The organism is Aminobacter sp. 01T433 (assembly GCF_056398585.1).
Genome location: NZ_JBFTPR010000010.1, coordinates 102,143 through 116,426, shown reverse-complemented (window position 1 = coordinate 116,426; position 14,284 = coordinate 102,143). Strand labels below are relative to the sequence as shown.

Sequence of the window (14,284 nt, the reverse complement as noted above, 5' to 3'; positions counted from 1 at the left end):
CCTGGGCTCGAAGAGGACTTCTGCCATGAACTGGATTACCAACTACGTTCGCCCCAAGATCAACTCGATGCTGGGCCGTCGCGAAATGCCCGAAAATCTCTGGATCAAGGATCCCGAGAGCGGCGAGATGGTGTTCCACAAGGACCTCGAGGAAAATCAGTATGTGATCCCCTCGTCGGGCCATCACATGAAGATCTCGGCCAAGGAGCGCCTGCGTTTCTTCTTCGACGAAGGCCGCTACGAGCCGATCGAAAATCCCAAGGTGATGGTCGATCCGCTGAAGTTCCGTGACGAAAAGCGCTATGTCGACCGGCTGAAGGACGCCAAGGCCAAGACCGGCATGGAAGACGCGATCCTGTCGGGAACCGGCACGATCGAGGGCCTTCCCGTCGTCGTCACGGTGCAGGATTTCGCCTTCATGGGCGGCTCGCTCGGCATGGCCGCCGGCGATGCCATCATCCGCGCTTTTGACGTCGCACTCGAAAAGAAGCGGCCGTTGATCCTGTTTGCCGCTTCGGGCGGCGCACGCATGCAGGAAGGCATCTTGTCGCTGATGCAGCTGCCGCGCACGACGGTTGCCGTCGACCGGCTCAAGGAAGCCGGCCTGCCCTACATCGTGGTGCTGACCAATCCGACGACCGGCGGCGTCACCGCCTCTTATGCGATGCTGGGCGACGTGCACATTGCCGAGCCCGGTGCGCTGATCGGCTTTGCCGGCCCGCGCGTCATCGAGCAGACGATCCGCGAGAAGCTGCCCGAAGGCTTCCAGCGCTCCGAATACCTGATGGACCACGGCATGGTCGACATCGTGGTGTCGCGGCTGGAAATGAAGTCAACGGTGGCCAACCTGGTGAAAATCCTGGTCAAGGCGCCGGCTGCGGCCAAGGTGGCCGAGGCCGAAATCCTGCCGCCAGTGGTGCCGGCGCCGGAGCGCCGCCCGCAGGCCTAGCGCCTCGCGGCCTGGACGACGTTGAAGCCCGGGGGGATTGCCATGACCACGCTCGAAGCCGATCTCGAAATCGAGCGCCTTTTGGCGCTGCACCCGAAGGGTTTCGACCTTTCGCTCGACCGCATCACGCGGTTGCTCGAACGGCTCGGCAATCCACAGGACCACATGCCGCCGGTGATCCACATCGCCGGCACCAACGGCAAGGGCTCGACGGCGGCGTTTTCGCGAGCGCTGCTCGAAGCCTCCGGGCTTCTGGTGCATGTGCACACCTCGCCGCATCTGGTGAACTGGCATGAGCGCTATCGCCTGGCAGCACCTGGCGGCGGCAAGCTGGTTGCCGACGACGTGCTGGCCGATGCCGTCAGGCGCGTCGGCGAGGCCAATCGCGGCGAAAAGATCACCGTCTTCGAGATCCTCACCGCGGTCACCTTCGTCTTGTTTTCCGAGCATCCGGCCGATGCCTGCATCATCGAGGTCGGGCTTGGCGGACGCTTCGACGCCACCAACGTCATCAAGCGGCCTGCCGTATCGGTGATCATGCCGGTGTCGATGGACCATGAGGCCTATCTCGGTGACAAGGTCGAGCTGATCGCCGCCGAAAAGGCCGGCATCATCAAGCGCGGCTGCCCCGTTGTCATTGGTGCCCAGGAAACCGAGGCTGCGCAGCAGGTTCTCATCGACACCGCTGAGCGGCTCAACTGTCCGCTCGAGGTCTACGGCCAGGATTTCGTTGCCTTCGAAGAAAACGGCCGCATGGTCTACCAGGACCAGAACGGGCTGATGGACCTTTCGCCGCCAAGGCTTCCCGGCCGGCATCAGTTCGCCAATGCGGCAGCCGCCATCGCTGCGGTCAGATCGGCAGGTTTTCCAATCAGCGAGCGCGCCGCCGACAAGGCGATGACGACGGTCGCCTGGCCCGGCCGCATGCAGCGCATGCCATTGGGCAAGCTGAGCGACCTCGGCCCAAAGGGTGCCGAAATCTGGATCGACGGCGGCCACAATCCCGGCGCCGGCACCGTCATCGCCGAAGCGCTGACCGAGCAGGAAGAGAAGTTCCAGCGGCCGCTGTTTTTGATCTCCGGCATGATCAACACCAAGGACCAGACCGGCTATTTCCGTCCGTTCCATGGCATGGCGCGGCACGTCTACACCGTGCCGGTGACGATGAGCGAAAGCGGCGTGCCCAACGAGGAGCTGGCAGTGCGCGCGAGCGAAGCCGGGCTGTCGGCCGAGCCGGTGAGCTCAGTTGCCAATGCGCTGATGCTTTTGCGCGACACCTGGGACGAGAACGAGCCCGCGCCGCGCATCCTGATCGGCGGCTCGCTCTACCTCGTCGGTGCTGTGCTTGCCGAAAACGGCACGCCCCCCACCTGAAGACAAGCCAAAAGCTGGATACAAAAAAGCCCGGTCAAAGCCGGGCTTTTTCACATCCGTTAACTGCGTAAGCGATCTTCAGGCGATGTTGCCGTTGATCCAGCTCGACAGCGCGGTCTTTGGCAGGGCGCCGACCTTGATGTCGGCGACTTCGCCGTCCTTGAAGATCATCAGCGTCGGAATCGAGCGCACGCCGAACTGGGCGGCGATCTCGGGGTTCTCGTCGATGTTGACCTTGGTGATCTTGACCTTGCCGGCGAGCTCGTTGGAAATCTCTTCGAGCGACGGGCCGATCATCTTGCAGGGGCCGCACCATTCAGCCCAGAAATCGACGACGACGGGCTCCTTGGCCTCGAGCACGCCGGACTTGAAATTGCTGTTGTCGATCTTGACGGTGGCCATGTAACGGTCCTCTTGGAGTTGGCTGTCGCGCCATATGTGGTGGTAAGGCGCCCCTCGTTCAAGCAGTTCTTGTGTCACGCCTCGGTGAGTCGAACAAGCGCGGCGTCCATCGCCTCGGCGGGGACAGGGATCAATCGCGGTGCCTCGGTGAACAGAAGTGCCGCCGCCACCGGCTTGCCGGGATAGAGCGGCTGGAGCAGCGCGCGGTAGAGAGCAAGCTGTACTACATAGGCCTCAGGCACCTCGTTGAACGAGACGGGCGGCGCGTTGTTGGTCTTGTAGTCGACGATCAAAACCTCGTTATCGGTGACCGCCAGCCTGTCGATCTTGCCCGAAACCGAACGCGGCTTGCCGCGCACATGGAGGCTGCCCATGATCGATACCTCGGCGCGCGAAGTCGGAGCAAACAGCGGCTGGAATTGTGGGTCGCCGAGCACCGACATGACAGAGGCGGCAGCGGCGGACCGTTCGTGCAGTTGCCAGTCCTGTCCGACGCGAGCGAGGTAGCGCTCGGCGGCAGCAACGCGATCCTCTTGGGCAAGGCGCGGCAGCATCTGCAGCAGGCGATGCAGGGCCGAGCCGCGCGCGATGGCAAAGCCCGGCTCGCCATCGGCATCAAGCACCGGCGAGCGGCCGGAGATCAGCGGTTCGCGCGTCTCGTCGATCAGAGCTGATGCACCCGACGGCGACAGCGGCCGTGGCAGATCCTCGAAGGGCGGTGGCGCAGCGTAGAGGCTTTCAGGCAAGGGTTCGATGGGCGATCTTTCGCCAGCTTCCGGCTCCGCCGCTGAAAGAGGCGTCTTGGGCAGCGGGGTGACGCGGAAGCGGTGGACCAGGCGGTCGGTGATGACGGGATGGCCGCGCTCTTCGCTCTCGGGTGCTGCCGACAAAGCGCGGCTGACGATCGAATGCCAGGTGTTGAGGCCCGGCTGGCGCTTGCCGTGATAACCGCAGACGATCAGCCGGTCTTCAGCACGCGTCATGCCGACATAGAGCAGCCGCCGGTACTCGTCGTCGGCGAGGTCCTTGGCCAATGCACTGGCACCCTTGGAGAAGGCGTTGGCGACGTCGCTGCCGGCGCGCCAGAGATAGCCCTTGCCCTGCCAGTGTTTTCCACGCGGCACAAATGGCATCAGGCGCGGCAGATGTTGGTCGCTGAACGGGGCCGAGCCGCTGTCGACCAGAAACACCACCGGCGCCTCCAAGCCCTTGGCGGCGTGCACGGTCATGATGCGAACCTCGTCGCGCGTCTGGTCCATCTCGCGCTTGATCTCGGGACCGGCGTTTTCGAGCGTCGACAGGAAGGATTCCAAACCGGGCAAGCCCGTGCGCTCTTCCGCCAGGCAGAAACTCAGGAACTCGTCGAGGATGTCGCCGGCCTCCTGGCCGAGGCGCGAAATCATCTTCTTGCGCACGCCATCGCGGTCGCGACCGCCCGACAATACGCCCGAATAGAACTCGAAGATCGGCCGGAACGCCGCTTCGGTCGCCCAGGCTTCAAGCTGGTCCGCAACTACCTTGAAGCTTGCGTCGGTTTCGGCATGGTCGCGCAACGAGGCGATCAGCGAGCGCCCACTTCCACGTCCCGCAGCAAGCGCAAACAGCGCATCCTCCGACAGACCAAAGATCGGGCTGCGCAGCACGGCGGCTAGCGACAGGTCGTCCTCCGGCTGGATGAGGAACCGTCCAAGCGCGATCAGATCCTTGACGGCGATGTGGCCGGGCAGGCTGAGCCTGTCGGCACCGGCAACGGGAATGTCGCGGCGCTTGAGGGCGCGCGATAGCGCATGCACGAAACGATCGCGCTTGCGCACCAGCACCATGACGTCGCCGGCACGAAGGCGCTTGCCCGTGCCTTCGATGACCTCGCGCTCGTCGAGCCATTTGCGGATTGTCGCCGCGACCTGTTCGGCGACGACCACTGCGGGCGCATGGGCATGGTCGATGGGCTTGCGCCAGTCGTCCGGCTCGTCAACCGCATCGGCGCCAACGGAAGGCCAGACCTCGGCATAGCCAGCGGCACCGGCGCGGATCGCCTTGTGGCTCGGCGGCTCGGGCGCGCGGGTGACGCCGCGACGGACGCTCATGTCCTCGAAGACGCGGTCGACGGCCGAGAGCACATCGTCGGTCGAGCGGAACGACCAGGTCAGCGTGACGTCCTCGAAGCGCGCGTTGGCGTCGCGGATGCGAGCGGCGAACTCGTGCTTGGAATTGTCGAAGGATTCAGGCGCTGCCCCCTGGAACGAATAGATCGACTGCTTTTCGTCGCCGACGGCAAAGACCGTGCGGTGGACGTTGTCGCGCGCGCTGAAGCCGGAGAAAAACTCTTCGGCCAGCCGCTTCACCACTTCCCATTGGTCGGGGCTGGTGTCCTGCGCCTCGTCGAGAAGGATGTGGTCGATGCCCTTGTCGAGCTTGTATTGCACCCATGGGCCCGCGTCGGGCCGCGCCAAAAGGTTGACCGTGCGGGTGATGAGATCGTTGAAATCGAGGAAGCCGCGCCCAGTCTTCAGCCGCTCATAACGGGCGATCAGCCAGTCGGCGATGGTCAGTGCCGCCTGCGTTGCTTCCAGCATGCGGAAATGAGCGAGGCGGTCGGCGGCCTCGGTGATTGCGGCGGCGGTCGCCGCGTAGCGCTCAGGCAAATCAGGCAGCCGGTCGAGCAGGGCCTTCTTGAAAGCGCTGGATGGATTGTAGGGGTCGCCATCGGCCTTGAGGAAGGCATCGCCCAGCAGCGCGAGCCGGCGGAGCGGATCGGCCTCGGCGTACGCAAGGCGTGCGTAAGGCAGGATGTTGTTGAGCACGCTACGCGCGTCGGTCGCTTCGGCGGCAGCGGCGAAGGTATTGAAGAAGGCCGGTTCGAAACCTGATAGCGGCCAGATCGAAGCGGCGATGGCCTCGGCGCTGTCGTCGGGCGAAAACCCGAACTCTTCATAGAGCGTGCCGAACGGCCAGGAAAAGTCCTGGATCTGGCCAATGAAGGCGCGCAGGCCGTCGCGCTTGCGCACGATCTCGGCAAGCAGCGCATCAAGCCCGGCTTCACCGCCGCGCTCCAGCACCTTGGCGAAGGCCTCGGCGAGTTCCGGATTGTGTTCGCCAGCGCCAGTGACCATGTCGCGCCGAGCGGTGGCAAACAGCGTCGCCTCCATCTGCGAATCGAGCATCTCGAAATGGGCGGCGATGTTGGCTTCGAGCGGAAACTGATGCAGCACCGACTCGCAGAAGGCGTGGATGGTCTGGATCTTCAGCCCGCCCGGCGTCTCCAGCGCCTCGGCAAACAGCCGCCTGGCACGGCGCAGCTTGGCCGCATCGGGCCGGGCGCTGTCGAGGGCAGCGATACGCTCAGTCAACTCGGCGTCGGGCAGCATTGTCCATTCGGACAGATTGGCGAAGACGCGGTTCGACATGTTGGCGGCGGCGGCGCGCGTGTACGTCAGACAGAGTATCTTCGACGGGTCGGTACCGCGCAGCAAAAGCCGCATGACGCGCTGCGACAGCACATGCGTCTTGCCCGAGCCGGCATTAGCCGACACCCAGACCGAGTTGGCGGGATCGGAGGCGCGGGCCTGGCGTTCGGCGGTTTCGGTGGGGACGAAGAATTTCTTTTTCATTCCTCGCCCTCCGCACCGCCGTCACCGCCGGCCGACCATTCAAGCACGCGGGCGAGATGGTCATAGTCGCCGTCGGTTTCGCCTTCGCGGAAGGGCAGGGCACGTGAGAGATAGCCGGTGGTCGGGTCGTTGTAGTGCAGCAACAGCTGTTCCAGCCTGGTCCATGCCTCTTCGGACAGCTCGAGGGCTGATTTCGGCTTCCTGTTGTGTTCGAGGATCGATTCCTCGAACACCTCGCCATTGGGCTTCAGCCTGACGAAGGCAAGCTGCGAGGGTTCGCGCGTGCCAAGCTCGCGGAAGGCACCACGCCGCAAGAGCGCGCCTTCGAGTGCCAGCTGCGGCGAGATCAGCGTGTGTGCCTGCGCCTTGGATGGCGACGAGCCGGTCTTGTAGTCGAGGATGTCGGCCATGCCGCCGGCGAGAACGTCGATGCGGTCAGCACGGCCCGAAAGGGTGACGCCGGTGAGGCCGACCTCGATCGCCGAGGCACCTTCTTCGGCGTGACGGCTGGCAACGGCGTCGGCGCGGCTGCGTTCCCACACGAGGATATTGACCGCCAGCCGCTCGAAGCGCGGCCACCAGACGGCCTCGACATCGGCGGGAAGGGCAGCTTCGGCAAAGCAGTGGCGCCCGGCAGCGATCAGGGCTTCGAACGCATTGGGCGCGCGCGGACCGACGATGGTCGAAGAAAACAGATGCAATATGTCGTGGAACAGCGTGCCGCGCTCGGCAGCGCCGGGATCGCGCACCAGCGGGTCGATCGCCGACAGGCCAAGGATGCGCCTGGCATAAACGGCGTAAGGGTCGCGGCGCAGCGTCTCGACCTCGGTGATGCTGAAACGGCGTGGCCTGACAGCCACGGGGGGCTTGGGTTCGGGCCGGGCTGCGAAATCGGTCTTGTGGCCGGCGTCGAGAGCGCGCGCCCAGACGAGCAGCTTTTCGCCGCGCTTGCGCAAGACGGCGGCATGATCGGGCCCGGCGTAGGTCAACAGCCGCTGCAGCCAGCGCGAAGGCACCGCAGGCGCATCGCCCGAACGGGCGGAGCGCGACAGCACGACGTTCTTCGCGCCCATCGCCATCTGGAAATCATGGGCGGCAAGGCCGATGCGCCGCTCTGGCGGCTCCAGGTCGATGCCAGTCTTCATGACGCGCGACATGAAGCGATCGGCCTCGGCCTTGCGCGGCCAGCTGCCTTCGTTGAGCCCGCCGATGACCAGCGTGTCGACGCTTTGCAAGCGGGCTTCGAGCGCGCCCCAGATCGCGATGGCGCGGTCGGCACCTTGCGCCGGCTTGACCGCCTCGGGCGCCACCAGAGCGTCCATGACGTCGGGCCATTCGTCGGCGGCGAAGGTGAATGACGCTTGCGCGGCGACAAGCGAGCGAAGCGCTTCGGCGAGCTTGGCGCCGGCGTCGCCATCATAGAGCGCGCCGAGGCCGCCAAGCTCATCGCGGCCGAGATTTTCGAGCGCTTCGACCGTTGCCTTGACGATCGCCGCGAGTTCGACCGACGTATCACCGCGGAAGGCAAACAAAGGCGCCAGACCAGTGACGAGCCTTGTGGCGACGTCGCGCGCTTCTTCGATGCGGCGCACCGTGATGCGGTCGAACCAGAACGGTTTGCGCGACCCGCCGGCGACATCGCTCATCCTGCTGTCGAAGGTTTCGGCGAGGCCGGCAATATCGGGACGGCCGACGCCGCCGCGCAGCACGACCAATTCCAGCGTCTCGGCGGCCCGCCTGACCGTGGCTCGGTCGGCCCCGAGCCGCAGCAGCGGGTGCTTGAGCAGCGACAGTACCGCGACCGGATCACCGGGGCGGAAGGCAGCGTCGAGCATGGTGCGCAACAGGGCTGCGGGTGGGGTGTTGGCAAGCGGCATGCCGCCGGAATCGTCGGCCTGGATGCCGAAGCGGCGGAGTTCGGACGCAACGCGTCGCGCCAGATTGCGGTCGCCGGTGACCAATGCGGCACGATGACCCGGCTCCGCGACTGCCTGGCGCAAGGCGAGGGCGATGGCCGCCGCCTCGTCGCGCTCATGCGCTGCTTCGAGCAAGGTTATGCCGGCAAGGGCATCCGCGATCTCTGTATCGTCGACGTCACCGCGCTTGTCGGCCCAGGCGTCTGTGGTTTCGGCCGGCCTCAGCGCTTCGCCGACAAGCGACGCCCGCAGCACCATGGCTTGCGACGGCGCGCCGAGTTCCTCGATATCACCACGCAGAAGGCCAATCTTGCCGATCAGCTTGGCAAGGCCATATTGCGGATGGCCGAGCACCGAGGCTTTCGCGCCGATCGCCGTGATCGTCTCATAGGCGCGCTCGTCAAGCGTTGCATCCAGCCCTGGCAACACCACGGCCCCGCGCGGCAGGCGCGCGATCGTCGCGAGCAGTTCGGCGGTGGCGGGAATGGAGCCGGTCGAGCCGGCGGCAATGACGGGACCTGCAGGTGGGTTGCGCTCCAGCCGTTCGGCTTCAAGCCGGATCAGGGCGCTGCGATGCGCCGCAGGATTGGATTGGTCGCGCTCCTTGAGCATCTCCGGCCAGGCGCCGGTGACGATGGACAGGAAGTCGAGTGTCACCTGCCACCAGCCCGACAATTCGCCTGACACAAGCCCGGCCAGCCGCGACCAGTCGGAACCTTCGGTTTCGATCTCGTCCATCAGCCCGGCAAGATCGCGCGCCAGCCAGATGGCGTCGGCGGCGGATGCCGGAACGACGATCTCTTCTTCGAAAAGTGCTGCGACATGGGCCGGCAGTCGACGTTTCCAGGCGCGCACCAAAGGCGCAAGCAACAACAGGCGGTCGGTGGACGAGACAGGCGGGGCAAGGTCAAGCGCGCCGCGGCCCTCGGCCTCGAACGCCGCCTCGTCCTCGTCGAATTCGCCCAGCGGCTTGATGACCGGCAGGATGGCCGAACCACCGCCGGCAGCATCGACAAAGACGCCGCGCAAGGCGCGCGCCGCACGCCGCGTCGGCACATAGATGGTGACATCGGCGAGCGAGAGCGGATCGCCGGCGTAGCGGAAATCGGGGATCAGCCGGCCATCGAGCAGCGCCTGCGCCAACGTCGGCAGGAAAGGAATGCCTGGCGGGATCGAATAAACGCGTGGCGACGCACGGCCGCTCATTGCGCTTCCGCCAATGCCCTTTTCACCGCGGCCTCCGCCTGCGGGATGGCGTCGGGCGTGCCGACGGTGATCCAGCTGCCGTGCATCTGCATGCCGAACAAACGGCCAGTTGATATGGCCTCGTCGAAATAGCGGTTGAGCGAATGCGGCGCTTCAGAAGCATGGGCGAAGAGGCGCGGATGAATGATCGCGGCTCCGGCATAGATCAGGCCCTCGGGCGCACCCTTGGCACGGCTCAAGGCGCCGTCCGGCGCGACGAGGAAGTCGGTGCCGCCCGAATGGCCCGTTGCCTGTCTAAGATCCGCGAGCATGATCAGAATATCCATGCGCGCGGCGTCCCAGGCGAGTGCGAGACGGGTCAGGTTCGGCGTGCCATGGTCGATCCAGAAGGTGTCGGCATTGACGATGTAGAAGGGGTCAGTGCCAAGCTCTGGCAGCGCCTTGACGATGCCGCCGGCGGAATCGAGCAGGCCGTCGCTTTCGTCCGATATGACGATGCGTGGCTTCTCGCGGTCCGCGACATGGGCGACGATCTGGTCCGGCAGATAGTGGACATTGACCACGGCCTTTGCGACGCCAATCCCAGCGAGGCTGTCGAGCCCCCAGTCGAGCAGCGTCTTTCCGGCGACGCGCACCAGCGGCTTGGGGATCGTGTCGGTGATCGGCCGCATGCGCTTGCCGAGGCCGGCTGCAAGCACCATGGCGACGGGCGGGATCTTCGCACCGCTCACGTATCGAACTCCTCGAGCAGGCGATTTTCGCGATAGAAATCACTGAGTTCGGCAAGTGCCGGATGGGCGAGCGCACGGCCGAGATAATCGCGGATCCGCGGCAGGTGCTTCAGATATTGCGGCTTGCCGTCGCGTCGGTCGAGGCGGACGAAGATGCCCAGGATTTTGGAATTCCTCTGCGCCGCCATGATGGCGTAGGCCTCGCGAAACGCGACTTCATCAAACGCACCGGCGGCATGACGCGCGGCGACATAGGCGTCGACAGTGCTGCGCTCGATTTCCGGTGAAACCGTCACCCGCGCATCCATGGCAAGCGAGGCGACGTCATAGGCGACGGGTCCGATCAGCGCGTCCTGGAAATCGATGATGCCGAGCCGGTCATGCCCCTTGCGATCATCGCGCCAGATGATGTTCGGCGAATGGTAGTCGCGCAGGACGAGGCCGTATTGCTTGTCCGCGAGGCGATCGAAGGCAGCGTTCCAGGCGTGGCGATAGCCTTCGCGCAGCGCATCGGATGCCGATGCGCCTGTGACGGCTGGCACATACCAGTCGACCAGCAGGTCGACCTCGATCATCAACGCATCGCGATCGAAAGGCGGCACATCGTGGAAGACGCCAGCGGCAGCCTCCATGCGATCAGGCCAATGTTTCCCGTGAATCATTGCCAGCAATTCGGCAGCGGCGGCGTAGCGTTCGGCAACGGGCTCGCCGTCTGGGCCAAGGAAAGCGCCGGTGCCGAGGTGTTCGAGCAGCAAAAAGCCCTGGTCGAGATCCTGGGCGACGATGCCGGGCACCGAAACACCACCAGCGGCGAGCGCGCGGTCGATGGCGACAAAGGCCGCCACCGACTGCGCGGTATGGGCGATCTCGGCATAAGGCTTGCCATCGCGCACCGGCGGGCCAAGCACCAGCCGCGGCGCGTTCATCAGAACCAGCGGTTCGCTGCCGTCGCGCGTCACCGTCTCATAGGCGCGTGCCGAAGCGTCGTCCGTGAAGCGGGCCCGGCGAGCATCACCCCAGCCGGAAGCAACGAGAAATGCGCGCATGGCAAGCGAGCGGGCGACACGGTCGAAGTCATCGCCGCCACCTGATATCGTCACGCGACGGCCATCGCCCTCATGGTCGAGCGCGATACGCAGGCTTGTCGCCGGCATGGCGTCGGACGCACGCTCGGGCCATTCGACCAGCGCGACGCCGGAGGCGATTGCTTCGTCGAAGCCCAGCTCCTCCAGCTCATCTGGCGAAGACAGGCGATAGAGATCGAAATGATGCACAGGCAGCTGCGTGTCGTAGCTTTGCACCAGCGTGAAGGTCGGGCTCGGCACTTCGTGCATCGGATCGCTGGCAAGCGTACGGATCAGGCCGCGCGCCAAGGTCGTCTTGCCCGCACCCAGATCGCCGTCGAGCAGAAGCACGTCGCCGGCTTTGAGCGCCAGCGCCAGGTCCTCGCCCAGCCGCGTGGTCGCGACATCGTCGGGGAGGAAAAGCTCCAGCGATCTGGCCGTCATCAAAGGGTCTACTCCGCCGCGACCCGGACGCCGGCGGGCACGTCTGGGAACAGGCAGATGACAGTGGTGCCGAGATCCTTGCCGCTGTCGATGCGGACCGAGCCGCCATGCAGTTCAACGAAGCTCTTGACGATCGACAGGCCAAGGCCCGCGCCGCGCTTGCGGCCGCCGTTGACGCGGGATTCAAAGCGCTGGAACATCGTGTCGAGCACCTCCGGCGGCATGCCCGGACCGTCGTCGTGGACGGAGAATTCGACACCTTCGGCAAGCTGGCGGCAGGTCAGCGTGATGGTGCTTGCGGCGGGCGCGTAGTTCACGGCGTTGCTGAGCAGATTGTACAGGATCTGGCGGACACGCGTCTCGTCGCCATTGAAGCTCTTGGGCGCGCTCCTGGTGTCGATGGCAAGCTTGATCGAATGCTCTTCCAGCCGGTCGGCGACGAGGTCGGCTGCCGCCTCGATGGAGCGGTCGACATGCACCTCGGCGATATCGAGCTGCATGATACCGGCATCGACGGTGGCGAGGTCGAGGATGTCGTTGACGATGGTCAAAAGCACGCCCGACGACGAGCCGATATGCTCGACATATTCGCGCTGGCGCTGCGACAGCGGCCCGGTGCCGGGCAGCGACAAAAGCTCGGTGAAGCCGATGATATTGGTGAGCGGCGAACGCAGCTCGTAGGAAACGTGCTGGACGAACTCGTTCTTGATCTGGTCGGCGCGTTGCAGCGCCTCGTTCTTGTCCTTCAGCGCGCGCTCGACATTGACGCTGTCGGTGACGTCGACAAAGGTCAGCATCACCTGGCCGTTGGGCAGGTGGATGACGGCGTGCTGAAGCACCGAACCGTTCCTGAGCTCGGTCTGGCCGTGGCGGTCGCTACGCTCATCGAAACCGGTGACCGCGGCGACGAAATCGCCCCATGGGCTCTGCTCGGCTCGGGTGTCGCATTCGGCGCGGATCGCCGAGATATGCGTGCTCTGTCGCAGCGCGTCCGCCGAGACGCCCCACAGCTGACCGAACGCCGGATTGAACAGGCGGATGCGGCCATCGGGGCCGAAGACGACGACGCCTTCGGCGAGATTGTCGAGGGTTTCGCCCTGCACGCGCACGGCGGTGGTGTAGCGGCTTTCGAGATCGATCTTCTCGGTCAGGTTCTCGAACACCCAGGTGACGCCGCCCTTGGGCTGCGGGTTGGCTACCACCCGGATGGTGCGGCCGTCGGGCAGGTGCCACAGATGCTCCTGCGGCTCGACGGCGCGATAGGCGGAAAGCAGGTTTTCCTTCCAGCGGCGCCATTCCGGCTGCTCCGGCAACTTGCGTTCGCTGCGCAGGCGGTCGAGCAGCAGCGCATTGTCGGGCGCGCTCGAGATGTAGCCGGCGTCGAGATCCCAGAGCTTCTGGAAGGCGTTGTTGTAGAAACGCAGCTTCTGGTTGGCGTCGAAGGTGGCAACCGCAGTCGCGACCTGATCGAGCGTGTCAGAGTGGCTGCGCACCACTTGGCTGTATTCCTCGCGGATGGCTTCGGCAGCGCTCATGTCGGCGGCGATGCCTGCCGAACCTTCCTTGCCGACCACATCGGTGACGGCGAACATCTTGCGGTCACCGTCGATGACGGTCGACAGCGTCTGCTGAAACACGGGCCGCGACAGGTGCTGCTGGGCAATGGCCTCGCGCGACTGGGTGCCCAGGAACTCCTTGCCGTCGCGGATGGCGGCGGCGGAATCGGCGGCTTCGACTGCCCTGGCGAAAGCCTTGTTGACCCATTTCAGTCGGCCATCGGCATCGCGCATCCAAGATGGCATGTCGATGGCATCGATCAGGGCGACCAGCGTTTCGAATTCGGCGCCGAGGCGCTGGTTTTCAAGCTTCAGCCGCGCCTGACCGCGCTGCGCCTCGGAGATCGAAATGAAGCGGACGATGACATGCGCGCCGCTCTTGCGACCCTGGACCTCGAGGGCCGCACCGGCGTGGGTTTCGGCCACCAGCTCGAAAGCGGTGCCCTTGTCGCGCAAGGCAGCGATGGCGTTTTCAAGCGCTGCGGCCGAACGCGGCATCAGCCAACGGCCAAAGCCGAGGAAGGCAGCGCGCTCGTCAGGCGCGCCGGTTTCGATCGGCAGCGAACCGATCAGCTCGGGCTTCTTGTTTTCGCTGGCCCAGACAATGACGCGCTGGTCGCGCAGATTGAGCAGGGCTTCGGAACGCTGCAGCGAAGCGTTGAGGTCGGCGACGCGCCCGCGCAGCTCGACATTCTCCGCACTCACGCGCGCTTTTTCGCGGATCAGCGCGACAGCCGAGATCAGGGCGGCGCCCATGACGCCGACGAACATGGCGAGCTGGATGACTTCGGCCGTGCTGACGGGCAGGCCGGAAATGGAAGCCTGCTGGGCATGCGCAAATCCGAAAGGCGTGCACAGGGCAGTGGCGCCGAGCAGAACAGCGGCGGCGCGGCTACCGAGCCGGCGCGCGGTCTGCCATCTGGCGCTCGAAAGGGCCATCTGCGAATCCTGTCGGCCGCCGGAAACGGCCTGTCCCGCTAGAAGCGGGTATTCCCCCGGCATGTCTTGTTCCTCTCCGCCGCCTGAATGCA

At 65.3% G+C, this 14,284-nt stretch carries 8 protein-coding genes; 2 read left to right on the top strand and 6 right to left on the bottom strand.

Features of this window, described 5'->3' with window-relative positions; all coding sequences use genetic code 11:
• Nucleotides 1-25 precede the first annotated feature (25 nt).
• Together accD and AC1DLV_RS18540 are read left to right on the top strand one after the other, a co-directional pair.
• Nucleotides 26-949, top strand: a complete 924-nt coding sequence (gene accD, locus AC1DLV_RS18545) for an acetyl-CoA carboxylase, carboxyltransferase subunit beta (RefSeq protein WP_476801357.1) — start codon at nucleotides 26-28, stop codon at nucleotides 947-949.
• Between the two features lie 42 nt (nucleotides 950-991).
• Nucleotides 992-2,323 (top strand): bifunctional folylpolyglutamate synthase/dihydrofolate synthase, encoded by a 1,332-nt coding sequence (locus tag AC1DLV_RS18540; RefSeq protein WP_476801356.1) that lies wholly within the window; start codon nucleotides 992-994, stop codon nucleotides 2,321-2,323.
• A gap of 78 nt (nucleotides 2,324-2,401) precedes the next feature.
• Here the strand turns inward: AC1DLV_RS18540 and trxA are convergent, their stop codons facing one another.
• The 6 genes from trxA to AC1DLV_RS18510 form a co-directional block, all read right to left on the bottom strand.
• The gene (trxA, locus tag AC1DLV_RS18535) at nucleotides 2,402-2,725 is read right to left on the bottom strand and encodes a thioredoxin (RefSeq protein WP_476781676.1); all 324 of its coding nucleotides are present in this window, start codon (nucleotides 2,723-2,725) and stop codon (nucleotides 2,402-2,404) included.
• Nucleotides 2,726-2,799: 74 nt separating this feature from the next.
• Entirely contained in the window at nucleotides 2,800-6,336 is a 3,537-nt protein-coding gene (gene addA, locus AC1DLV_RS18530) for a double-strand break repair helicase AddA (RefSeq protein ID WP_476801355.1), read from the bottom strand.
• Entirely contained in the window at nucleotides 6,333-9,458 is a 3,126-nt protein-coding gene (gene addB / locus AC1DLV_RS18525) for a double-strand break repair protein AddB (RefSeq protein ID WP_476801354.1), read from the bottom strand. The genes addA and addB overlap by 4 nt, the downstream gene beginning before the upstream one ends.
• Nucleotides 9,455-10,159, bottom strand: coding sequence for a nucleotidyltransferase family protein (locus AC1DLV_RS18520; RefSeq protein ID WP_476836208.1), 705 nt, complete (start codon nucleotides 10,157-10,159; stop codon nucleotides 9,455-9,457). The genes addB and AC1DLV_RS18520 overlap by 4 nt, the downstream gene beginning before the upstream one ends.
• A gap of 26 nt (nucleotides 10,160-10,185) precedes the next feature.
• Entirely contained in the window at nucleotides 10,186-11,697 is a 1,512-nt protein-coding gene (gene tsaE, locus AC1DLV_RS18515; protein ID WP_476801353.1) for a tRNA (adenosine(37)-N6)-threonylcarbamoyltransferase complex ATPase subunit type 1 TsaE, read from the bottom strand.
• A gap of 8 nt (nucleotides 11,698-11,705) precedes the next feature.
• On the bottom strand, nucleotides 11,706-14,255 hold the full coding sequence (locus AC1DLV_RS18510; protein WP_476801352.1) for a sensor histidine kinase: 2,550 nt from the start codon (nucleotides 14,253-14,255) through the stop codon (nucleotides 11,706-11,708).
• Nucleotides 14,256-14,284 lie beyond the last annotated feature (29 nt).

Bases quoted from the DNA above. Each gene is read 5' to 3' on its own strand.
- AC1DLV_RS18540 (WP_476801356.1), top strand. From the start codon at position 992: ATGACCACGCTCGAAGCCGATCTCGAAATCGAGCGCCTTTTGGCGCTG.
- addB (WP_476801354.1), bottom strand. From the start codon at position 9,458: ATGAGCGGCCGTGCGTCGCCACGCGTTTATTCGATCCCGCCAGGCATT.
- addA (WP_476801355.1), bottom strand. From the start codon at position 6,336: ATGAAAAAGAAATTCTTCGTCCCCACCGAAACCGCCGAACGCCAGGCC.
- tsaE (WP_476801353.1), bottom strand. From the start codon at position 11,697: ATGACGGCCAGATCGCTGGAGCTTTTCCTCCCCGACGATGTCGCGACC.
- accD (WP_476801357.1), top strand. From the start codon at position 26: ATGAACTGGATTACCAACTACGTTCGCCCCAAGATCAACTCGATGCTG.
- trxA (WP_476781676.1), bottom strand. From the start codon at position 2,725: ATGGCCACCGTCAAGATCGACAACAGCAATTTCAAGTCCGGCGTGCTC.
- AC1DLV_RS18520 (WP_476836208.1), bottom strand. From the start codon at position 10,159: ATGGTGCTTGCAGCCGGCCTCGGCAAGCGCATGCGGCCGATCACCGAC.
- AC1DLV_RS18510 (WP_476801352.1), bottom strand. From the start codon at position 14,255: ATGCCGGGGGAATACCCGCTTCTAGCGGGACAGGCCGTTTCCGGCGGC.